The organism is Flavobacterium chilense (genome assembly GCF_001602525.1).
GTDB lineage: Bacteria > Bacteroidota > Bacteroidia > Flavobacteriales > Flavobacteriaceae > Flavobacterium > Flavobacterium chilense.
This window is the reverse complement of sequence record NZ_LSYT01000002.1, coordinates 406,675-430,071: the sequence shown is the minus strand read 5'-3', so window position 1 is coordinate 430,071 and position 23,397 is coordinate 406,675. Positions and strand designations below refer to the sequence as shown.

At 34.1% G+C, this 23,397-nt stretch carries 22 protein-coding genes and 1 pseudogene; 7 read left to right on the top strand and 16 right to left on the bottom strand.

Features of this window, described 5'->3' with window-relative positions; all coding sequences use genetic code 11:
- Positions 1 to 38 precede the first annotated feature (38 nt).
- Positions 39 to 749: a hypothetical protein gene (locus A4F88_RS06905; protein ID WP_143155009.1), complete on the top strand. Its 711-nt coding sequence runs from the start codon at positions 39 to 41 to the stop codon at positions 747 to 749.
- Positions 750 to 1,084: 335 nt separating this feature from the next.
- Positions 1,085 to 1,555, top strand: coding sequence for a DUF3995 domain-containing protein (locus A4F88_RS06900; RefSeq protein WP_068841845.1), 471 nt, complete (start codon positions 1,085 to 1,087; stop codon positions 1,553 to 1,555).
- Between the two features lie 89 nt (positions 1,556 to 1,644).
- Here A4F88_RS06900 and A4F88_RS06895 read toward each other — a convergent pair whose 3' ends face one another.
- The 10 genes and pseudogenes from A4F88_RS06895 to A4F88_RS06850 form a co-directional block, all read right to left on the bottom strand.
- Positions 1,645 to 1,875 carry a ferredoxin gene (locus A4F88_RS06895; RefSeq protein ID WP_042563582.1) on the bottom strand — a complete coding sequence of 77 codons (231 nt, stop codon included), beginning with the start codon at positions 1,873 to 1,875 and terminating at the stop codon, positions 1,645 to 1,647.
- Complete coding sequence (locus tag A4F88_RS06890; RefSeq protein WP_068841844.1) at positions 1,875 to 3,116, bottom strand: peptidase U32 family protein; 1,242 nt, start codon at positions 3,114 to 3,116, stop codon at positions 1,875 to 1,877. The genes A4F88_RS06895 and A4F88_RS06890 overlap by 1 nt, the downstream gene beginning before the upstream one ends.
- 217 nt (positions 3,117 to 3,333) lie before the next feature.
- Positions 3,334 to 4,719: an oxygen-dependent tRNA uridine(34) hydroxylase TrhO gene (gene trhO / locus A4F88_RS06885; RefSeq protein WP_068841843.1), complete on the bottom strand. Its 1,386-nt coding sequence runs from the start codon at positions 4,717 to 4,719 to the stop codon at positions 3,334 to 3,336.
- Between the two features lie 244 nt (positions 4,720 to 4,963).
- Entirely contained in the window at positions 4,964 to 5,374 is a 411-nt protein-coding gene (locus tag A4F88_RS06880; protein WP_068841842.1) for a BrxA/BrxB family bacilliredoxin, read from the bottom strand.
- 151 nt (positions 5,375 to 5,525) lie between these two features.
- Positions 5,526 to 6,698 (bottom strand): lycopene cyclase family protein, encoded by a 1,173-nt coding sequence (locus tag A4F88_RS06875; protein ID WP_068841841.1) that lies wholly within the window; start codon positions 6,696 to 6,698, stop codon positions 5,526 to 5,528.
- Between the two features lie 18 nt (positions 6,699 to 6,716).
- Positions 6,717 to 7,181, bottom strand: coding sequence for a thioredoxin family protein (locus A4F88_RS06870; protein ID WP_068841840.1), 465 nt, complete (start codon positions 7,179 to 7,181; stop codon positions 6,717 to 6,719).
- A gap of 217 nt (positions 7,182 to 7,398) precedes the next feature.
- Complete coding sequence (locus A4F88_RS06865) at positions 7,399 to 9,651, bottom strand: TonB-dependent receptor (protein ID WP_068841839.1); 2,253 nt, start codon at positions 9,649 to 9,651, stop codon at positions 7,399 to 7,401.
- Positions 9,652 to 9,905: 254 nt separating this feature from the next.
- Positions 9,906 to 10,823: an NAD(P)/FAD-dependent oxidoreductase gene (locus tag A4F88_RS06860; RefSeq protein WP_068841838.1), complete on the bottom strand. Its 918-nt coding sequence runs from the start codon at positions 10,821 to 10,823 to the stop codon at positions 9,906 to 9,908.
- A gap of 12 nt (positions 10,824 to 10,835) precedes the next feature.
- A pseudogene (locus A4F88_RS06855) lies at positions 10,836 to 12,041 on the bottom strand (GTP-binding protein).
- On the bottom strand, positions 12,038 to 12,391 hold the full coding sequence (locus A4F88_RS06850; protein ID WP_068841837.1) for a MerC family mercury resistance protein: 354 nt from the start codon (positions 12,389 to 12,391) through the stop codon (positions 12,038 to 12,040). The pseudogene A4F88_RS06855 and the gene A4F88_RS06850 overlap by 4 nt, the downstream one beginning before the upstream one ends.
- 95 nt (positions 12,392 to 12,486) lie before the next feature.
- Between A4F88_RS06850 and A4F88_RS06845 the strand changes: the two genes are divergently transcribed.
- From A4F88_RS06845 to A4F88_RS06835, 3 genes are all read left to right on the top strand, one after another.
- A complete protein-coding gene (locus A4F88_RS06845) occupies positions 12,487 to 12,879 on the top strand; it encodes a Fur family transcriptional regulator (RefSeq protein WP_068841836.1) in 393 nt (130 codons plus the stop codon).
- A 74-nt stretch (positions 12,880 to 12,953) separates the two neighbouring features.
- Complete coding sequence (locus tag A4F88_RS06840) at positions 12,954 to 14,825, top strand: Nramp family divalent metal transporter (RefSeq protein WP_068841835.1); 1,872 nt, start codon at positions 12,954 to 12,956, stop codon at positions 14,823 to 14,825.
- Between the two features lie 95 nt (positions 14,826 to 14,920).
- Positions 14,921 to 15,574, top strand: a complete 654-nt coding sequence (locus A4F88_RS06835; protein WP_068841834.1) for a metal-dependent transcriptional regulator — start codon at positions 14,921 to 14,923, stop codon at positions 15,572 to 15,574.
- 174 nt (positions 15,575 to 15,748) lie between these two features.
- Here A4F88_RS06835 and A4F88_RS06830 read toward each other — a convergent pair whose 3' ends face one another.
- From A4F88_RS06830 to A4F88_RS06805, 6 genes are all read right to left on the bottom strand, one after another.
- Entirely contained in the window at positions 15,749 to 16,147 is a 399-nt protein-coding gene (locus A4F88_RS06830) for a hypothetical protein (RefSeq protein ID WP_068842314.1), read from the bottom strand.
- 142 nt (positions 16,148 to 16,289) lie between these two features.
- Positions 16,290 to 17,072: an enoyl-CoA hydratase/isomerase family protein gene (locus tag A4F88_RS06825; RefSeq protein WP_068841833.1), complete on the bottom strand. Its 783-nt coding sequence runs from the start codon at positions 17,070 to 17,072 to the stop codon at positions 16,290 to 16,292.
- Positions 17,073 to 17,082: 10 nt separating this feature from the next.
- Positions 17,083 to 18,498, bottom strand: coding sequence for a sensor histidine kinase (locus A4F88_RS06820; RefSeq protein WP_082815714.1), 1,416 nt, complete (start codon positions 18,496 to 18,498; stop codon positions 17,083 to 17,085).
- A 130-nt stretch (positions 18,499 to 18,628) separates the two neighbouring features.
- A complete protein-coding gene (locus A4F88_RS06815; RefSeq protein ID WP_068841831.1) occupies positions 18,629 to 19,177 on the bottom strand; it encodes a CopD family protein in 549 nt (182 codons plus the stop codon).
- 37 nt (positions 19,178 to 19,214) lie between these two features.
- Positions 19,215 to 20,228: a ferrochelatase gene (gene hemH, locus A4F88_RS06810; RefSeq protein ID WP_068841830.1), complete on the bottom strand. Its 1,014-nt coding sequence runs from the start codon at positions 20,226 to 20,228 to the stop codon at positions 19,215 to 19,217.
- A 228-nt stretch (positions 20,229 to 20,456) separates the two neighbouring features.
- Positions 20,457 to 21,329 carry an AraC family transcriptional regulator gene (locus tag A4F88_RS06805; protein ID WP_068841829.1) on the bottom strand — a complete coding sequence of 291 codons (873 nt, stop codon included), beginning with the start codon at positions 21,327 to 21,329 and terminating at the stop codon, positions 20,457 to 20,459.
- A gap of 227 nt (positions 21,330 to 21,556) precedes the next feature.
- Between A4F88_RS06805 and hemA the strand changes: the two genes are divergently transcribed.
- Both hemA and A4F88_RS06795 read left to right on the top strand, forming a co-directional pair.
- A complete protein-coding gene (gene hemA, locus A4F88_RS06800) occupies positions 21,557 to 22,807 on the top strand; it encodes a glutamyl-tRNA reductase (protein WP_068841828.1) in 1,251 nt (416 codons plus the stop codon).
- Between the two features lie 132 nt (positions 22,808 to 22,939).
- Positions 22,940 to 23,344: a GxxExxY protein gene (locus A4F88_RS06795; protein ID WP_068842313.1), complete on the top strand. Its 405-nt coding sequence runs from the start codon at positions 22,940 to 22,942 to the stop codon at positions 23,342 to 23,344.
- The last annotated feature ends 53 nt before the right edge of the window (positions 23,345 to 23,397 follow it).

The following is a 23,397-nucleotide window of genomic DNA, read 5'->3' as shown; positions in this document are numbered from 1 at the left end:
AAATATGATTCGTACATATTTAACAGAATGATTATAACATGAAAAAGTATTTTTTACTTGTTTTTTTAATATTAACCATGAGTATTTTTATCACTTCTTGTAAAGGACAGGAATACAATAACGGCATTTTTAATCTCCAAAAACTAAGTTTCGATCTAAATGCTGATAAATTCTATTCTAATGCTATGAAAAGAGAAAACATTAAATTTTCAAGTGATAAACAATATGTTGAAAAAGATACCATAAAGGAATATGATATTGATTGGAAAGGTGATAAGAATAAAATTTTTGGAATACAATATAATGTTACCAAATACTCTCCCAAGCAGGATACTGTTGCCCAGTATAAAGAATTCCTTTTCTCTAGGTTGGAATCAATGACAACTGAAAATGGAGAGTTAATGCTAATTAATGCTGTTGCGAAATCTGATAATAATACCATAAATAAATTGATTACGGAACTAAATGCAGAATTCGGAGTAGAACCAGTAATTTCAAAAAGTAATGCAGGTTTCATTCACTATAAAGTATTAAATTGGAGTAATGATAAAAAAATCGTCAAACTAGTAACTGAATCAGCGCTCAACTTTTCTAGTCCAAATAATGTTGTATCAGAAAAAGATAAAGCCTTTATAGAGAAAGTAGAAAAAGATAAGCTAACAGAGTCTGTTCTTTTTATCTGCAATCCAAAATATGAAAAAAAATTACTGGGGAAACTCAACTCTGGAAATTGGTCAAGATTTGAATAATACAATCTCTAAAACAACGGCAAACTCCATCTGGAAGAATAATATTAAAATAAGCATTCTTCTCTTCCTGCTATTTATCATTTCAGGACTCTTTACATTTTATTGGGTCTTAAATAATACATGGTTTTCTATATGTTCCTTATATTTTGCCTGTATAATGTATTTGTATGGTATTCAATTTATTATTTCTTTAATTCTATTGATTGTAAGGATCTTTCAGCACAAAAGCAATCAACATTCATTATTGTCCTTTATAACAATGATACTCTTGTCAGGAATTTCGTTTATGATCTATATGTTTTGTATTTTTATTACCTGGCCATTTAACTAACAAAATGAAAAACAATACTCTTCAAAAAAACATCTGGATTATTGCTGTTACTATAAACACTGTTGTTTTTACCTTGCTCTCGATAGTACATTTTTATTGGGCTTTTGGTGGTAAACTTTGGTATGATGACGTTTTACCAACAAGTTCAAACGGATTGCATAAATTAAATCCAAGCATGTCTGACAGTTTGATTGTAGCATCCGGATTGCTCCTTTTAGCAATTATAACGGTTGCCAATGTTGGTTTGCCTGACAAATATATCAAAAGAACCTATTTTCGATATGGTACATTGCTTATTGCAATTGTTTTCTTGTTGCGGGCAATTGGGGATTTCAAATTTTTCGGCTTTTTTAAAACCATAAAATCCACAAAGTTTGGAATAAATGATACACATTTTTTTTCTCCATTATGCTTATTTATTGCCTTACTCAGCATCCTGATTTTTATATTTAATAGCAATAGACATAAATCCTGATAGAAATCTAAAAAACAATCTTTATTCTATAATAAAACAAAAAAGAGCCACAAATATGGGGCTTTGAATTTATAATAAAGTAAATTACCCTAAGTTTCTTTAACTGTAATAATCTTAACCGGACAAGCTTTCGCGGCCAATTCGCAACTCTCGACAATTGTATGATTGGGAGATTTTAATGTAAAAAATCCTTTTGCATTTACCGAATGAATCAAAACCGATTTTCCGTCTTTTTTGGACATTTGAAAATGTACAGGATCCATCTCAACGCAGTAATTGCAACCAATGCATTTATCTCTTTGTAAAGTAACAATAACCATTATGCCTCAACAATTTTATATAGTTTATCAGACATTCTGATTCTAAACGGAAGTTTGAAAGTACAATCGTCGCCTTTAGTTGCTTTTTCTCCAGTGGCATCATTTACAAACATTTTGTCGATAATCATTTCCTGAGCGCCAGTACTTGGTCCTGTAACCAAAATTTTATCTCCAATTTTAATATCGTAAGCTTCAATCTTGAATTGACCAACTTCTGCTTTTGGAAAATAATGAGTCCCTTTTCCAACATAAACCTTTTTCTGCGTTGCTGCAGATCCCGGAATAGCACTCCACTCTCCTAGTTCCTGACCCAGATAATATCCTGACCAGAATCCGCGATTGTAAACTGTTTCTAAAGCCTGCATCCAAACTGTAACTTTTTCTTTTGAGAAAGTTCCGTCATAATAAGCATCAATAGCTTCGCGATAGGTTTTTATAACTGTTGCCACATATTCCGGCGCACGGCCTCGTCCTTCGATTTTTAAAACCTGAATTCCTGAATCTATAACCTGATCTAAGAAATCAAGTGTACATAAATCTTTTGGCGACATCATATACTCATTATCAAGTTCGATCTCAAAGCCGGTTTCCTGATCGATAACGGTATATTTTTTTCGGCAGTTTTGTTTACAGGCACCGCGATTCGCAGAGGAGTTATGTGAATGCAGACTCAAATAACATTTTCCCGAAACCGCCATACACAAAGCACCATGACCAAAAATTTCAATTTCAACCAAATTTCCGTTTGGACCTTTGATCTGTTCTTTTTCAATTTGGTCTGTAATATTCTTTACCTGACGCAAACTCAATTCACGACTTAAAACCATTGTATCGGCAAACAAGCTGTAGAATTTTATGGTTTCAATATTCGTGACATTCAGCTGAGTCGAAATATGAACTTCCATTCCTATTGATCTTGCCATAGCGATTACAGCCTGATCTGAAGCAATTACGGCCGTGAGATTAGCTTCTTTGGCTTTGGTCAATAATGTTTTTACAACAGATAAATCGTGATCGTAAATAATAGTGTTTAAAGTCAAATAGCTTCGAACGTTTTTTGTTTCACAGCGATTGGCAATCTCTTTTAAATTATCAATCGTGAAATTGACCGTCGAACGTGCTCGCATATTAAGTTGTTCAACACCAAAATATACAGAATCACAGCCATTATCTAAAGCAGCCTGAAGTGACTCAAAGTCTCCCGCAGGAGCCATGAGTTCAATTTTATTAGTAAGTGTCATTTTTGTTTTATTATTCCAATGATATGTTTTTCGAATCTAGTCATCTAACAATTGACAAAAATAATGCGGGTATAGATTAGATTCCTATGATTTATATCATAGTCTATATTTTAAAAATTATTCGCAGTATATTATTAAAAAAGCCCACGATTGAAACCGTGGGCTTTGTTCTATATTATCAAAATTTAACGTAAATGCCGCAACACTTATTTTAAATTCAATCTAAAATCTTGTATACTTTATCAGATAATCTAATTCTGAAAGGAACCTCAAAAGTAACTTTATCACCAATTTTAGCCGCTGTAGTTTCGGCTCCGTCAACAATCATTTTTTCTAAAATCAATTCCTGATTACCCGTAGTTGGTCCCGAAATTAAAATTTTATCACCGCTGTTTAACTCTTGGTTTTCAATCGTAAACTGTCCTACCTGAGCTTTTACATAATAATGCTCGGCTTTTCCAAGAAGTACTTTTTTTACTTTTACTTTTTGACGAATATCGGCTGGCTTTTGCTTCGCCTGTTCGCTTACGTTCGAGTGAGCTTCAGCTAATGGAGTATTTGATAATTCACCTGAGTGTTTGAATTTTAGATTTTCAGATTTCCCTTTTCTAAACACTTTGTTTCCAACTTGTTTTCCGGTTCTCAATCTTACCTGATCAACCAAAGGCATATGAATAATCTCTAAACATTCTGTAGAACAGCAGTTTTCCATTGCAGCTTTGCAATCATCACATTGAATAAACAACAAATGACAACCGTCATTTTCACAATTGGTGTGATTGTCGCAAGGTTTTCCGCATTGGTGACATTGCGAGATAATATCATCGGTAATTCTTTCTCCAAGACGATTATCAAATACAAAGTTTTTTCCAATGAATTTGCTTTCTAAACCTTCTTCTTTAAGTTGTTTAGCATAATTGATGATTCCGCCTTCTAATTGAAATACATTTTTAAAGCCCTGGTGCTTAAAGTATGCACTTGCTTTTTCACAACGAATTCCTCCGGTGCAATACATCACCAGATTTTTATCTTCTTTATGGTTCTGAAGCTGTTCGTTGATGATGGGTAAACTTTCTCTAAACGTTTCAACGTCCGGAGTAATCGCATTTTTAAAATGCCCAACTTCACTTTCGTAGTGATTTCTAAAATCAACTACAATCGTGTTTGGATCATCAAGAATTTCATTAAATTCTTTGGCTTTCAGGTGAACGCCTATATTGGTTACATCAAAAGTTTCGTCGTTCAAACCGTCGGCAACGATTTTGTGACGCACTTTAATAGTTAATTTTAAAAAGGAATGATCATCATGTTCTACAGCCTCATTTAAACGAATGCCTTTCATGAAATCATAAACTTCAAGAGTGGTTCTAAAAGCCTCTAAATTTTCGGCAGGAATACTCATTTGAGCATTTATTCCTTCATTGGCAACATAAATTCGGCCTAAAGCATCAAGTGCATTCCAGGCTAGAAATAAATCGTCGCGAAATTTTTTGGGATCTTGAATTTTGGCATACGCATAGAAAGACAACGTTAGTCGTTGTTTACCGGCATCATCGATCATGATGGCTCTTTCTTCTGCGCTCAAAGTGTTATACAGTTGCATGCTATAAACATTTTTAAGTTTAGAAATTATTTTTTTGAAAGTGCAAAAGTAAGGAAAAAGATTCAAAGTGGCAAAGGTTTTTGAAGGTGCTAAGTTACCAAGAAGCTAAGGCTCTACGTTTTTAGTTTTAGTCCATAAAAAAAGCACCAAACGGTGCTTTTATAAATCTTTGTTTCTTTGTCACTTTGAACCTTTGTTCCTAAACTTAGAACCTTAGCTTCTTAGTATCTGAGAGCTTAATGAATTAGCAATATTCGTTAAACGCATCCTGCAAGTTCTCAGCGATCATTTCAGCTGGACGACCTTCGATGTGGTGACGCTCTAACATGTGAACCAATTCTCCGTTTTTGAACAAAGCCATAGATGGCGATGATGGAGGAAAAGGAAACATATGTTGTCTTGCAGCATCAACTGCCTCTTTGTCAACACCAGCAAAAACGGTGATAAGGTGATCTGGTTTTTTAGCATTATCCAAACTCATTTTTGCTCCCGGACGTGCATTTCTTGCAGCGCAACCGCAAACAGAGTTTACAACAACTAAAGTGGTACCTTCGGCTTTGATAGCATTCTCAACAGCTTCAGCACTATGTAAATCTTGAAAACCAGCAACTGTAAGTTCAGCCTGCATTGGTTTTACCATTTCTTCTGGATACATATTCTTTATTTTTAAATTTTACTTTTGATCTGCAAAGTTACAAAGTTTACACGCAACTACTTAATTTGAAGTATAAAGTTTTGTTATAGTTCAATCGATAATGTCAAAAGTTGGAAAGTCATAAAGTCGAATGTTAACTCTAAACCGATTATTACTTAAATATAACCCTAAATAAAGCCTTTATAAACGGAACTTTTGGACATTTCATAATCACTTGAAAATCTTCGATTAAATTTGTTTCTTCATCTAAAAACTTAAAGATCAATTGTGGATTTCCTTTTTTAAATAAAGACGAAAAAATTGAACTTCCCAATTCATTATGACGATAAAGAATATCTAGGAGCAATAAATCATAGAACCAAAATCGGCTTTTTTTATGAAATGTTTTCATACTGAGCGGAGTCGAAGCACTTTTATTAGTGATAAATTCAATCAATTCTGAAGATTTTTTATCGGAATTTTTAAACGTATACCCTGTACTTGCTTTTGTCCAGCCGCCAGCAGTACCAATGTTTAAAACTCGCCTGGTATTTTTTTCCCAAAAAGGATAACAAGTCATTGGTATACTTCCCTGCTCTCTTTCGATAATTTCATATTGAAGAATTCCGAGTTGCTGCAAATAGAGCTGAATCTCCCCTTCATATTCTTCTGTAGCAAGCAGTTTTTCTGAAAACAACGTATATTCTACCAAAGCTTCTGTTGCAGAAGTGGGCAAAACATACATAAATCGTGTGTTTTCTTTTTGCTCTACCGAAAAATCCATGAATGTAACTTCATCCGCATTGAAAACTTCTGATGTTGATTTTACAAACCAACCCACAAAATGCTGTTGTAAAACGGGGTATTTTGTTTGACTTTCGGCGAAAGCTTTTGTATAAATACTATTGAATAAATAATTGCCTGTATATCTATTTTCTTCTGTACCAACAAAAACATGTGTTTCGAGTTCGTTGATATCGGTTACTTTTTCGTTTAAAAAAGTAATATTCGGCTGATTTGAGATCCTTTCAAAAACAAAATTGTAAAAATCTAATCCACTGATTTTATTATAGGTATAGGGTTTTAATTCAAGATCTCGTTTAAAATCTTTATTGGCAAACAAAGCCAGATCCCATTTTTTAGAAATAACAGGATTCCAAATTGATTCTTCTTTCTCCCAAAAACACCAGGTTCTGTCGTTTGTTTTCTTTGAATCCTGATCTAATAATAAAATAGATTTATCAGTGAATTTTCCAGACAAAACCATTTTATAAATCGTCATTAAGGATGCCAGACCTGTTCCGGTAAAAATGTAATCGAAATGTTTAATTTGCGAAGAGTTCATTCTCAAAAATAAGAAAATTTATTCTTCCAGTTTCCCTAAAAGAAGTTTAAAATTCTTTGGACTTAAATAGTTGTTGTACTGCAATATGATTTCGTTTTTCTCATTCAAAACACATAAAACCGGATATACAATTTGATTGTTAATCGTTCCAAGCTGCAAAGCCAGTTCGTGAACACCAACATTATTTCCCGAAGGTTTGTATTTAAAGGTTTGATTATTGAACATAATATCACGTTTTTCTTCGGCATTAAAATCAATGAAATAGAAATTGGAGTTTAGCTTCTCTATAATTTCCTGATTCCTGAAAGTCGTGGTTTTCATTCGCTGGCAAAACTGACACCAATTGGTATGAATGAAAACAATGATTTTTCGTTTTTGAATTAGTTGCAAACTGTCAATTTCTTCAAAAGTGCTGCTTTTCAATTGGGAAAATCCTGTTGAAGTTATTCCGAAGAAGAAGATTAATAGAAATAGTTTTTTCATGGTTGTATTTTTTAATCACAGATTTAACAGATTCAAGGGATTTCTTTTTTAAACATACAATTCAGATTATAAATTGAAAAGGATTGTCATCCTGAGCAAAGTCTAAGGTTCGTCAATTGGAGCGGGACTTCGACTTCGCTCAGCCTGACAAATAGTAATCAAAAATTTACAGAACAAACAAAATCCGTAGAATTAGTATAATCTATAAACCATAAATTTACCTCAAATTATACCGTAACCCGATAAACCCGCGAATCGTTTGATTTTGTCCGTAAACATAAGTAGTATCAAAAGTCAATCCGTATGGATTATCTGGCGTAACCATTACTTTTCCTGCCGCATCGTACTGCACATTTTTATCGAAAGGATCATTGGTTCTCGAAATCAAAAACGGATTATTTTGTTTTGGAGTAAAGTTCAGCAAGTTTTTGATTCCGCCATATAGTTCAAAATTCTTCCAGCCTGTATAGGTAAACTGAATATTCTGAATGCTGTACCAAGGTGAATTTGGATTTCTCGGATCGTATTCGTTCAGCAAAGGCAATTTCATCGGACTGTAAACATTTCCCGTATAATCCAACAATAAATTCCAGGGTTCAATTTTATACGATATGCTCCAGGTTCCGGTGAATCTTTCGGTTAAAAAAGGTCTTTCTGAAATTCCATCCTGAACGTTTTTATTATCTAAAACCGTTGCCCCCAGAATAAACTTTAAACCATTGGTAAAATTAACATCGACATTGGTACTGATTCCCTGACTGATAGCATAGCCATCGATATTATCATAAATGATTTTATTAGGATCAGTTTCGTAATCTGAAATGATCTTATTGCTGAAACGGGTATAAAAAGCCGTTGTTTCAATTCCCACAAAAGTTCCATTTCCGAAGTTAATTTTCTGAATATAATTCAAATTTACGTTAACCGATTTCTCCGGTTTCAAATCACTTTTAATCACAACATCCCGCGAACCTGTAAGCGCTGCATGATCTTCGGTAAACAAATTCACAACCCTAAAACCTGTTCCGGCATTTAATCTGAAAATCGTGTTTTCATTTGCTTTAAAGCGATACGCAAATCTGGGTGTAAAAATAGAACCGTGAATCGAGTTATAATCGTATCTCGCTCCCAGTAAAACCTGACTCTTTGGCGAAAACGTAATTTCGTCCTGAACAAAAACTCCCGGTAACCAGGTACTTTCGGCATTTTTTGTTGCCGGAGTATTGTCGTCATAATACGAATATCGATTCGCAATTCCGGCAAGCAAATCATTTCGGCCTATTTTTTTATCCCAGGTCAATTGCAGAAAACCTATTTTTTGATTCGCAATGTATGATGTCGTTCCATAACGACTATCCTGATAATGTACATTTCCGGAGAAAGAAAGCATCAGCTTTTCTTCAAATGGTAATTGATAACTCCCAATTAATTCTCCCCTTTTGGTATAAATACTTTCACCATAAATTTCGTCTCCTCCCCGATACTTTTTTTCCCAACGAATATCTCCACCCCAGCGATCTTCATACATTCCGCGTGCTGCAATGGTAAAAAGCCGGTTATTATTTCTATGAAAACTCCATTTATTAAAAACTGAGATGCGTTTAGAAAGTGTTACATCGGTAAAATTGTCTTTGTCTTTATCGATTATCTGATCGTAATTAAAGTAATTTACACCTAAAAGAGAGGTTGCTTTTTTACCGACATTAAACTTCATGCCCAAATCAAGATTATTTTCAAAATAGGTTGTTGTAAAATAATCTGCAGAAAAAACCGGAGCATTTGTTGGGTTTTTAGTGATAATGTTGATTAAACCTCCAACAGCCTCGCTTCCGTAAAGAGAAGATGCGGGACCTTTTACGATTTCTATTCTTTCAACCAAAGAATTCGGAATTCCGGACAAACCATAAACTGTTGAAAGGCTGCTTACAATTGGCATTCCGTCAATTAAAACCAAAGTATAAGGGCCTTCGAGACCATTTATGTGAATATCGCCCGTGTTACAAACACCACAATTTAGCTGTGGCCGAACTCCATTTATGTTTTGAAGTGCATCATAAATACTTGGTGTTGGATTTTTCTTGAAGAAAGCTGTAGAATAAACCTCAACCGGAACGGCACTTTCTAAACGTTTCACCGGTTTTAAAGTTCCGGAAACCACTACTTCGTTTAGTTCATTCTGATCTTCTTTTAATTCAAAATCCAGATTTAGATCCTGATTTTCTAAAAGAGATATTTTTTGGGTTTGAGGTTCGAACCCCTCCGCGGTCACGTAAATTTTATAAATTCCTTTTGGAATATTTTGGAGTTTATAAAATCCTAAAGAATCGGTTTGAGTTTTATAGTTCGTATTTAACAAACGAACATCTATTTCCTGCACAACAGGACTATCTGCAATTATTTTTCCTGATATATTTTGTGCACAAATGCTTTTTGTCGAAATTATTAATATTGTCAAAAATAAATATTTCATCGTTGTAAAATTAAATTTAGACAAAACTAAAAATTAAATTTGACAAACAATGATTTTAAATTTAAAAATTTATAACTCAATTCATGTCAATATGTTAGTTTTTTGTCATTCACACATAAAAACATAGTTTTTTGGTTTTTAGAATGGCGAAGAAGACCATTAAAAAGCTAGCTTAGAACATGGCAATGTGCATTAATGCTAGTGGAACGCTTTTTAACAGCCTTCGACAACTATGTCTCTATGTGTTTGAATAACTAGATTAAAGAAAAATACTCCTCGATGAGTTCTTTATTCATTACAGCTCCGGCGAAAGAGCCTGTAGAAACCGCTATTGCTACAGATCGCATTTGAGTAGTACAATCTCCGCTTGCATAAACATTCGCAATACTTGTTTTCTGCATGGCGTCAACTTTTAATAAACCTTGTTCGCTTACCTCACAACCTAAATCTATTGGTAAGGAACAATGCTGTTCAAATGATGGTCTTGCATAAATGGCTTTTACGGCAACTTTTACATCATTTTTGAAGATAATATTTTGGATATATCCCTCTTTGTGCTCAAAAGAATCGATTTCGTCTTCAAAAATCTGAACTCCATGTTTCGTAAGTATTTCAGTTTGTTCTAAAGTCAAAGTCGATTTTCCGTTGGTACACAATCTCAAATCCTTTGTCCAGTTCGAAATGAGTTTTGCAAAGTCAAATCCAATTTCACCATTGGCAATAATGGCTGTTTTTTCATTTTTAACTTCATATCCATGACAATACGGACAATGTAAAACCGAAATACCCCAACAATCTGCAAAACCTTTTATTTCCGGAAGCAGATCTTTAACTCCGGTTGCAAACAGGATTTTCCCAGCACTAAAAACTTCGCCCGATTCCGTTGAAATTTCAAATCCGTTTTCTTTCCTTACTGCTTTTACAGCAAGTCCGTTATAAAAATGGACTGTTTTATAAAGATCGACTTGCAATTTGGCTTTCGCCGAAATAACAGCAGGTTTTTCACCGTCTTGTGTGATAAAATTATGCGAATGCGGTGTTTGTCGGTTACAAGGCAAACCACTGTCAATAACCAAAACCTGGCGTAGAGAACGCCCTAAACTCATGGCCGCAGATAATCCGCTGTAGCTTCCGCCAATGATGATAACATCATATATATTACTATTTATCATGCTTTTAAATATTTAAAATGTTCCTGATATTGGAAAAAGATCATTTTTTGGAAATAATCCTTCCTGATAATCTATAATTTCATCTTCTGTACAAAGGCATTTTTTAAGCTCGTTGAGAATTTCAGTTTCTTTTATTTTTTGGCCAATAAAAACAAGTTCATTAAGCCTGTCACCAAAATTAAATGTCCAGCGTTCCTCTATTATATCCTGAAATTCAACAAAACTGTTAAATGTCATTCGTTCGCTTAGCGGCATACTTGCCCACCAGACTCCTGCTCCTTCTGCTTTCATAGATCCGCCTGCCTGACTCCAGTTAATAGCTTGCTCTGGTCGTGACGCCATCCATAATAATCCTTTACTTCGAATGATGTTCTCCGGAAAATCTGATGTAATAAAATTCCATAATCGACTGGGATGAAAAGGTCTCGGATCTCTAAATACAAAAGAGTTTATTCCGTATTCCTCCGTTTCAGGTGTATGAATTCCTTCTAATTCCCTAATCCAGCCTGCCGAATTTTCGGCTTCTTCATAATTGAATAATCCTGTATTTATAATTTCGTTCGGATTTACTTTTCCTAAAACCGAAGTGATTATTTTCGCCACAGGATTCAGTTTTTAAATGGATGCTTTAAGCATTTTTAATGACTCTGCATCGATGAGATCTGTTTTATTTAAAATAATAACGTTGGCAAATTCAACCTGATCTACCAAAAGATTGACTATCGTACGAGTATCATTTTCAATATCTGATATGTTTTGTTCCTGAAGGGTTTTGACTGAACCAAAATCTTTAAAAAAATTAAAACTGTCAACAACGGTAACCATAGTATCGATGTAACTAAATCGCGACAAATCGATGTTTTCATCTTCATTTACAAATGAAAAAGTTTGTGCTACCGGAATAGGTTCGCTGATTCCTGTACTTTCTATTAGTAAATAATCAAATCTGTTTTCTTTTGCCAGTTTTTCAACTTCAATCATTAAGTCTTCCCTCAGAGTACAGCAAATACATCCATTTGTCATTTCGACCAATTTCTCTTCGGTTCTGGATAAAGTGTGCTGATTTTTCACAAGTTGCGCATCAATATTAACCTCACTCATATCGTTAACGATTACAGCTACTTTTAATCCTTCTTTGTTATGAAGAATATGATTAAGAAGCGTCGTTTTTCCTGCTCCAAGAAATCCGCTTAATATTGTAACAGGTAGTTTTCTCATTTGTGCGTGTGTTTATGGTTTATATAATTGAGAAGATGTCCGATGATTATTCCGATTCCGCCAAAATAAATGAGATCCAAATGAATCTCTAAGAATAAATCTGTCAAAATACTAATCCAGATTAGAGCCATTGAAACAATCAAAATCGACGAAACCAAAAGACTTGATTTTTTCGTAATTTTGAGGATTGCAAATAAACCTATTGAAGCAAATAGTAAATCGATAACAGGATTGTGACTTATGCCAAACGGAAGGATCGTTAAAAGAGGAAAAATCAAGCAATGAACCAGGCAAACAGTCGCGCTTGAAATTCCTAAAATATCGTAAAAGGATGAGGTCGTTTTCTTCATTTCTTGTACTTTTGCTTAATGCAATTTTGTTGCAAATATACACATTAAATTCAATTGCAACATTGTTGCGTTAAAATTTTTTAATTCAGAACAAAATGAAAACTACACGTAACACCACAGCAAAGACGGCCGTTTTGGAGGTTTTTGAGAATTCGAAGACAGCACTGTCTCACACTGAAATTCAAAAACAATTGAACGATGTCTGCGATCGCGTTACCATTTACAGAATTTTAGATCGTCTGGTAAATGACGATATTATTCATAAAATTTCGAATCTTGATGGCACGGTAAAATATGCCAAATGCAATCATTCGCATCAAAGAGTGCATATTCATAATCATGCTCATTTTAGCTGTGAGAACTGTCATGAAATTACTTGTCTTGAAAATGTTAAGCCCAGTTATATTATGCCTCACAATTACAAAGTAAACGAGATAAATTTTACGTTATCAGGATTATGTCCAAAATGTTTGAATTCTAACATATAAATTTTAGACTCGCCTAAAAATATTGTTCCGCGAATATCATTTTTCTATATATTTGTGAAAACAATACTTTTACAATGACTAAATCTTTAGAAGAAGTACACGAATCAGTTTCTACAGAACATAAAAAAACAGGTTTCAGGAAAATATTAGCCTTTTTGGGCCCGGCATATTTAGTAAGCGTTGGATATATGGATCCGGGAAACTGGGCCACAGATATTGCCGGCGGAAGTCAGTTTGGCTATACTTTAGTCTGGGTTTTGTTAATGAGTAACTTAATGGCTTTGCTTTTGCAGAGTTTAAGTGCAAGACTCGGAATTGTAACACAACGGGATTTGGCGCAGGCTTCAAGAGAAACCTATTCAAAATTCATTAACTACATTTTATATTTTCTGGCTGAAATTGCCATTGCCGCTTGTGACTTAGCTGAAGTTCTGGGAATGGCGATTGGGATTAATCTGTTATTTGGAATTCCGCTATTTGAAGGTGTTTTGATTACTGTTTTAGACACTTTCATTCTATTATTCCTGATCAATAAAGGGATTCGCAAAATGGAAGCTTTTATTATTGCTTTGGTTGCGATTATTGGTTTTTCGTTCATTTTCGAAATGATATTTGCAGAACCGGAAGTTTCTAAAATTATCGCGGGACTTGTGCCTTCAATTCCAAATTCGGCTGCTTTGTATATTGCAATCGGAATTATTGGAGCAACGGTAATGCCTCACAACCTTTACTTACATTCTTCTTTGGTGCAAACCAGAAAATTTGACCGAAGTCCGGCCGGAATCAAACAAGCTTTGAAATACAATTTGATCGATTCAACGATTGCTTTAAATTTGGCTTTCTTCGTAAATGCTGCGATTTTAATTCTGGCAGCCGCGACTTTTCACAAAAACGGAATGTTTGAAGTTGCCGAAATTCAGGATGCACATCAATTTCTGGAACCTTTATTGGGTACAAAGTGGGCACCAATACTTTTTGCTGTTGCTTTGATCGCTGCGGGACAAAGTTCGACTGTAACGGGAACGCTTGCAGGACAAATTGTGATGGAAGGTTACTTACACTTACGAATTCAGCCTTGGGTTCGCCGCATCATAACGCGTTTGATTGCAATTGTTCCTGCCCTAATTGTGATTTGGATTTATGGAGAAAGTGTAACTGGAAAACTTTTGATCCTGAGTCAGGTGATTTTGAGTCTTCAATTAGGATTTGCCATTATTCCGCTGATTCACTTTGTGAGTGATAAATCAAAAATGAACGGTTTTCATATTTCGAGAACAACTCAGGTAGTTTCCTGGATTATTGCTGCAATTATTGTCTCTCTGAATGCGAAGTTGGTTTATGATGAAATCTCGTCCTGGCTGGAGAGCTCAAATCATCCCATAATTTTATGGATAACTGTAGTACCGCTTGCGATTGCTTTTTCTACATTGCTTTTATACATTGTATTGAAACCTTTTATTGCAAAAGCGAAATCGAACATTGCCAATCATTCTCCGCACAATTTAAAATTGCAATTTTCTCCAAAAGAGCATCAAAGTTTACAGAACATTGCTATTTCGGTAGACTTTTCAAATGCTGATGAAGCTGCTTTAAACAGGGCTTTTGAATTAGGCGGAATCAACACACAATATACGCTGATTCATATTGTAGAAACTGTTGGAGCGCTTATGTATGGGGTTAACATTCACGATCATGAAACTACAATCGACGAAAAATTATTACTGGAATACAAAGAGATGCTTTCTAAAAAAGGATTCAGGATTGAAACTGAACTTGGTTTTGGAAAACCCAATGTTGTGATTTCAAAAATTATAAACGAAGGAAATTTTGATATTCTCGTTATGGGAACCCACGGCCACACTGGACTGAAAGATCTTCTTTTTGGCACAACGGTAGACAAATTGAGACATAAAATTTCAATACCTTTGTTGATTGTTAAAAAATAGTTCTTTTTAGAGGGACAAAGATTCAGAGTGGCAAAGTGACAAAGGTTTCCTCTCAATCTAAAATCTAAAATCAACACTCTAAAATCTAAAATCGAATGACTTTCTCAGAAGAAAATTATCTAAAATCGATATATCATCTTACAGCTTCTTTAGAAACTGAAGTAAGCACAAATGCCATTGCGGAAATGATGGAAACTAAAGCTTCATCTGTAACTGATATGCTTAAAAAACTGGCAGATAAAGATTTAGTAAATTATAAAAAGTACCAAGGCGTTTCTTTGACCGAAAACGGAAAACTGGCTGCCAAAATGATTGTGAGAAAACATCGTTTATGGGAGGTTTTTCTGGTGGAGAAACTTAATTTCAGCTGGGATGAGGTTCATGATATTGCGGAACAACTGGAACATATTAAATCAGAACAATTAATTAACCGATTGGATGATTTTCTTGGTAATCCTACCGAAGATCCGCACGGAGATCCAATTCCGGATGCTAATGGCCGAATTATAAAAATCGAAAAATACTTGCTTTCTGAACTGGACGAAAACCAAACTGGGGTTTGCGTGGGTGTTAAAGATACTTCTTCAGAATTTTTGAAATATCTGGATAAACAGGAAATTGCCTTAGGGTCTAAAATTGAATTTCTTTCTAAAGAATCCTTCGATTTATCGGTAAAAATTAAGGTTGATGGAAGGGAATTATCGATTTCTAATAAAATCGCTTCTAATTTGTTTGTAAAGCTGGTTTAGAAGATATATTTCACAGAAATTCACGAAGAGTTTCGCTAAGGTTCACAAAAATTTTATTCTTTTGTTAGACTGAGCGAAGTCGAAGTTCCACAAAGTGATTCAGCAAACGTGGGCTTCGACTTCGCTCAGCCTGACAAGTCAATTATCTAATTGTATTTCTCCTAAAAATATTATTTACACAATTCCTTTCTCAATCATTTCCAGCATAACCGGTGATGCATTTTTAAATGTTGGTTGCTGTTCGATAATACTCCCGGCGTTCTTTTTGTTTACCTTAAAAGTTACATCGTTGTCTGTTGTAAACAATAATGCTGTCAAAAACGGATTTTTAATATAGGTGCCTAATACCAACAAAGCTTCGTCTAAAATATGAATGCTTTCGATTTCTTCTGTTTTGTATCGGGTAGTTAGCGAAATTGAAAAAGTATTATCTTCATTTAAAACTAAACGGAAATAGATGTTTTTGATTTCGGTATCGCCCATTGTTTTGGCCAAAGTCAGTTTAGCGAAAGTTCCCGCCTGGATACTTTCTTTAACTCGTTCACAAAAAAGGGCAAATATTGGTTCGTACATTTTTTTAAAGGTGCTAAGGTTCTGAGATTCTAAGGTTTTACAATCTTTGTCTGTAATTTTACCGCAAAGTTGCACAAAGATTTATATAAAATTTTCTTTGCGAACCTACGTGTTGTCTTTGTGTGACTTTGTGAAATATAACTTATTTTCCTGTAAATTCGGCTTTGCGTTTTTCTAAGAATGCGGTTGTTCCTTCTTTAAAATCCTGAGTTCCGAAACATTTTCCGAATGATTTTATTTCAGTGTCAAATCCGTTTTTCCCGTCTGTAAAGTTGGCATTGATTGCTTTTATTGCTTTACTAATTGCAAATGGGGCATTTTTAATGATTTTTTGGGCAATTCCGGCTGTAAAATCCAATAGTTCTGCTTGTGGTACAACATGATTTACTAAACCGTATTGTTTGGCTTCTTCAGCAGAAATCATCGCTGCGGTCATAATCATTTCCATTGCACGGCCTTTACCCACTAATTGAGGTAAACGCTGTGTTCCTCCATAACCCGGAATCAGTCCTAAGGTTACTTCCGGCAATCCCATTTTGGCATTATCTGAAGCTACTCTAAAATGACAAGCCATGGCTAATTCTAATCCGCCTCCAAGTGCAAAACCGTTTACGGCTGCAATGACAGGTTTCTTTAAATTCTCTATAAAATCAAATAATGATTCTTGTCCTTCGGCTGCTAATTGTGCGCCTTCAATAATCGTATAATTGGCAAATTCCGAAATATCGGCTCCGGCTACAAAGGCTTTTTCTCCGCTTCCGGTAATGATAATCACACGAACATCATCCTTTTTGCTTAATAGTTTTATGGCTTTACTCAAGTCACTAATCGTAGCTTTGTTTAAAGCATTCAATTTTGTAGGCCTATTAATAGTTACGGTTGCTATTTTTTCTTCTATCGAGATTAAAAGGTTTTCGTAGTTCATGACGTTGAATTTATGAGTTTGTAATGGGTAAAGAAACTCTAAATGTGGTTCCTTTTCCGTATGTTGATTCAAAGGTAATTGTTCCTTTGTAATTTTCTATAATGTTTTTTATAATTCCGAGTCCAAGTCCCATTCCACTTGTTTTGGTGGTAAATTTAGGCTCGAAGATTCTGCCAATGTCTTGTTTTTGAATTCCGATTCCGTTATCTTTTACTGCAATTTCAACATTATTGCTTCGTCTTTTTACAGTAACAATAATTGATTTGTGAAACTGACTTTCAGGAATTGCCTGTGTGGCATTTTTAACCAAATTGGTAATCACACGAATTAATTGCGTACGATCCATTTTAGAAATAATTTCTTCTTCATCACTTTGAAAAGAGATATAATCTTCGTTGAAAATATCCAAAGCCAGTTCGACAACCTCAACCACATTTAAGGTTTCATTTTGTTGCGCCGGCATCGAAGCAAAGTTTGAAAATGCCGAAGCTACCGCGGTCATCGTATCAATTTGCTGAATTAAGGTTTCGGAGTAATCATTCATTTTCTGTTTGACATCTGGATCATTTGGATCAAACTTTCGTTGAAAACTCTGTACAGTCAAACGCATTGGTGTAAGCGGGTTTTTGATTTCGTGTGCCACCTGTTTTGCCATTTCGCGCCAGGCCTCTTCACGTTCACTTTGTGCTAATTTAATCGCACTGGTTTCCAGTTTGTCCACCATTCCGTTGTAGGCTTTTATCAGGAAGTTGACTTCTTTACTGTTGGCTTCTAAAACAATTTTTTCGTTTTTCTGATCTAAGTTGGTTTCTTCTAATCTGTCTGAAATTGTTTTTAGTGATTTGGTAATATAAGTTGAAAGAAAATAAGCCAATGCAAAAGCCACAATCAACATAAAAGAGTAAACCTGACTTAAGCGAATCAGGAAAGTATTCAGCTCATTATCATAATAACCGTCATCTTCCAGATACGGAAGGTTTAAAATTCCGAGTGGTTTAAATTTTTCGTCTTTAATTAAACTATATGATGATCTGTTTTTAACGCCATCAATGGTTTTAATATCTACAAAGCGTTTTTCGATTGAGGAACGAACGAGTTTTAGAATATATTCAGGAATTGGCGGTGCTACTTTGTCAACCGCAAATGATTCTTTTGAGGATTTAAGTAATTTTCCGTCAAGGCCGTAAATGTTAATTTCGATTTTATGAATCTGAGCTAATTCGTGGATTTTATCTTTAAAAATTAAATCTAAATTTGCTGTTTTCAAAGGATATGTTGTGGTAGAAAGCACATAATTAATGTGTTCTTTGACCGCATTTTCTTTTCGTTCTAAACGTTCCTGATGATATTCTTTCGCCTCAGTTTTAAACTGAATTATCGAAATCGAAGCTAATAAAAAAGATGCTACAACAATCAATACTATCATCGATAGGAAAATCCTGGTACGAAGTGAAAGCATCGACATTTTGAAGTTGTTTAGCATTTTTTTGTGATTAGTGAATAGTAATTAGTGAATAGTAAAAGCTTAAGACTAATAACTAATCACTTTTTACGAATTACTTTTTTTCTCTTATTCTCTTGTAAAAACGGAAACCCAGCATAATTAAGACAGAGAATAAAATGATTCCGATTACGCCGAAAATCCAGTTGATAGCACTTTTTAAAACTACTAAAAACACGACAGCAAATAATATAATTGTTGCGCCTTCATTCCATAAACGCATAAAATTATTAGAATATTTTACCTCATCATTTTGTAATTGCTTAAAAATCTGATGACATTTTAAATGGTACAAGTACAACAGAAAAACGAAACATAATTTGACATGCATCCAGGGCATTTTGAGCCAGGCGTTCCCTAAATCTGTAAAAAGCAACATCCAAAAAGCAAAAATACTTGCCAAAACTGCTGATGGCCACGTAATAATGTACCACAAACGATAGGCCATTATTTTATATTGCGCCTGCAGGATTTCTTTTTCTGGTGATGGCTTTTCATTGGCTTCAATTTGATAAACAAACAAACGCACAATATAAAACAAACCTGCAAACCAGGTAATAACAAATATAAGGTGCAGTGATTTTAGATAATTGTAATATTCCATTTAAAAAGTCTTTTTTCTTTACTCTTTCTTCTTTTCTCTATTTAGCCCAATCGTTAATCCAATTTCCAACCGTATGACACCATTCATCATCGTCATTTAAACACGGAATTGCAAGGAACTCCTCTCCTCCATTCTTCTCAAAATCTTCTTTGGCACGCATGGCGATTTCCTCCAAAGTTTCTAAACAGTCTGAAACGAAAGCCGGTGTTACAACAGCCAGTTTTTTTATTCCTTTTGCAGGCATTTTATCAATTTCAATATCGGTGTAAGGTTCTAACCATTTATCACCCGCTAAGCGCGATTGAAATGTAAGACTGTATTTGTCTTCAGGAAGTCCTAATAATTTAACGACTTGTCTGGTTGTTTCGTAACATTGGTGACGGTAACAAAAATCATGTGCTGGTGAAGGTGTGTTACAACAAGAACCATCAATTTTGCAATGTGATTTTGTTACATCGGTTTTACGAATATGACGCTCAGGGATTCCGTGATAAGAGAATAACAAATGATCATATTCAAAACCAACCAGATGTTTTTGGATAGAGTCTGCTAAATTTTTAATGTAATCCGGTTTATTATAAAATGCCGGAACATCTGTAAAGGTCATGTGAGGAAACTTTTTCTTGCGAATTTCCTCTGCCTTAACTAAAATAGTCAAAGTCGAAGCCATTGCATATTGTGGATATAATGGAAAAAGCATTACTTCTGTAACACCTTTATCATTCAATTCCTGAAGTCCTTTTTCTATAGTCATGCTTCCGTAGCGCATGGCTAACGAAACCGGAACATTCACCAAAGGCTGTACTTTTTTCTGCATTCTTTCAGACAACACTACTAATGGAGAACCTTCTTCCCACCAAATTTTAGCATAAGCATGTGCTGATTCTTCTGGTCTTTTTCTTAAAATAATACCTCGAACCAGTAATGCTCTTAATAAATACGGAACGTCGATCACGTATTTATCCATTAAAAATTCATCTAAATAGGGTTTTACATCTTTTGTTGTTGGACTGTCCGGAGATCCCAGATTTACTAATAATACGCCTTTCATTATTGTTTTTTCTTGCTTTAGGCTTTAAGCTTTAGGCTTTAAGCATTTGTTTATTTTAATTTTCGTCAAAAGTATTGTTTGTTACTTTTTAGAAATATGATAATTATTACTTTTTAATTATTGTGGAATATTTAAAATCGATGAACAATTCGTGAAATTTTTCACGCAGATCTATACAGATTAAAGCAGATGCAGCAGATAAATCCGTGAGTTCGTGGCGAATAAAATTTAAACATTCGCATTTATCGACATCAAATATTTTTTTGGTGTTGTGGCAAACTTCTTCTTGAAAGCAGCTATAAAGTGACTTCCGGTGCTGTAACCAATTTTAAGCCCAACTTCGTTTACATTATAAGATCCGCTGTCAAGAAGCTTTCTCGCAAAATCCATTTTATAATCAAACAGGAAACCGTAAACTGTGTCACCATAAATTTGTTTAAAACCCATTTTGAGTTTCTTTAAATTCAAACCAATTTCATCTGCCAGTTCTTGTAATCCTGGCGGTTCTGCCATATTCGCAATAATAATTTCTTTTGCTTTTCGAATTTTAAGCACGTTATCTTCATCAATCAAAAACGGACATTGTTCAGCATTTGGATCTTCGGTTCTGTTAAAATACAAACTCAATAATTCGTATCCTTTTCCTTTATAATACAGGTTTTTTATGGATGGATGAAGATTGTAATGAAACAACTGACTCAGAACAATTGCCATTGACGGACTTATATTTCCTTCATTATAGTACTTTTTATCCTTATTATCAGGACTTAAAAACGTAATATAATCAGCTTCGGCAGAAAATAACGCGTGAAATTTTTTGATGGAAACTATTACTGAAATAACCCATGAATTTGGAGCGAGTTCTAAATTCAAAGGCAAATCTTTCTGCGGATTATATAAAAGCAGTGATTTTTCTTCTTTCAATTCTAAAGCATAATTACCCTGATTGAATAAAAATTTGGCATTGCCTTTTATCCCAAAGTGAAACTGTATCAGGCCTGTACCTATTTCGTGCTGTGCATAAAAAGGTTCAGAACCGTCGTTTTGAAAACGGATCAGCGTAAAGTCGTCTTCAATTTTTATAACTTCTTGAGAACTCATAGCGATATTTTTTTGAAACAAAAATCAGAACAATTGTAAAATATTATTTAGAATGACTCTAAACAAATCATTTCAAACGACTTGATTTTGCTACAAAAGTACTTCTTTTTGCATAAAAACAGACGTTTAGAATCAAAAAATCATACAGCGATACAAAAAGTACTTTTAGCGTTACTTTTATAAACACTATAGTAATAATTTTGTTGCACTTTTATGAAAGTGAATATATGGAAAACAATAACGTACCGAAACACCTTTACTTTTACTCAGTTGGTCTGAGTTATAAAAAAGCTGATGCTGAGGTCAGAGGTCAATTTAGTCTGGATGCAGTTGCCAAAACGCGTTTGCTGGAACAGGCTAAAAACGATGGAATAGAAAGCTTAATTGTCACTTCGACCTGCAACAGAACCGAAATCTATGGTTTTGCAGAACATCCATTTCAATTAATTAAACTTATTTGTGACAACAGTAATGGTTCTGTTGATGCTTTTCAAAAAGTTGGTTTTGTTTATAAAAACCAGGAAGCAATTAATCATATGTTTCGCGTAGGAACTGGTTTAGACAGTCAGATTCTGGGCGATTTTGAAATTATATCTCAAATTAAAACCTGTTTTGCCCACTCAAAATCAATGGGATTGGTTAATTCTTTTCTTGAAAGATTAGTCAATGCGGTAATTCAGGCAAGCAAAAGAATTAAAAACGAAACAGAAATTAGCTCCGGCGCGACTTCGGTTTCTTTTGCATCGGTACAATACATTCTTAAAAATGTTGAAGACATCAGTAACAAAAACATTTTACTTTTTGGAACTGGAAAAATCGGAAGAAATACTTGCGAAAATTTAGTAAAACATACTAAAAACGAACACATTACTTTAATCAACAGAACTAAGGACAAAGCTGAGAAATTAGCCGGAAAGCTAAATCTGATTGTTAAAGATTATTCTGAATTACATTTAGAACTTCAAAAAGCTGATGTTGTAGTTGTAGCAACCGGCGCACAAAACCCAACGGTTGACAAAGCAATTTTAAATCTTAAAAAACCTTTGTTGATTCTGGATTTGTCTATTCCGAAAAACGTACATGAAAATGTAGAGGAATTAGAAGGTGTAACTTTAATTCATATGGATTATTTGTCTCAATTGACAGATGAAACTTTGGAGAACAGAAAATTACATATTCCGGCAGCTGAAGCCATCATCGAAGAAATTAAAGAAGAATTTGTTATCTGGATGAAAGGCAGAAAATTTGCCCCAACGATTAATGCCTTAAAAGAAAAACTAAACGCCATTAAAAACTCGGAATTAGATTTTCAAAGCAAAAAAATCGCTGATTTCAATGAAGAACAAGCTGAAATCATCAGTAATAGAATCATTCAGAAAATCACTACACATTTTGCAAATCATTTAAAAGACGATGATACCATGGTGGATGAAAGTATCGAATGGATCGAAAAAGTCTTCAAAATAAAAGCATCTTAAATTTTTAAATTTTACCATTAAGGCATAAAGAGAATTAAGTCAAGCTTTGTCGAAGAAAATTAAGCCAAGCTATTTTTGAACACAAAACTTAATTAACTTAATCTCTTAATGGTAAAAACAATAATACGTTCTATGACAAAAAAAGAGGTAACACAATTGGCTTATGAAATTACAGGTTTTGCTATAAAAGTGCATAAAGCTTTGGGACCTGGACTTTTAGAAAGCATATATGAGAAGTGCCTCAAATATGAATTAGAACGAAACGGATATGATGTAAAACAACAATTATCAGTTAAAATTGATTATTATGATCTTGAATTTGAATCTGATTTAAAAATAGATCTATTGGTTAATGATTGTGTCGTTGTTGAATTAAAGGCAATAGAAAACTTATTACCAATTCACGAAGCGCAATTATTAACTTATATGAAATTATTACAAAGACCTCAAGGGCTATTGATAAATTTCAACACAACAAACATTACAAAATCAATGAAACCACTTGTGAATGATTATTTCGCAAGATTAATTGATTAAAAATAAAATATTAAACCATTAAGAGATTAAAATAAATTAAGTCAATCTTTGTT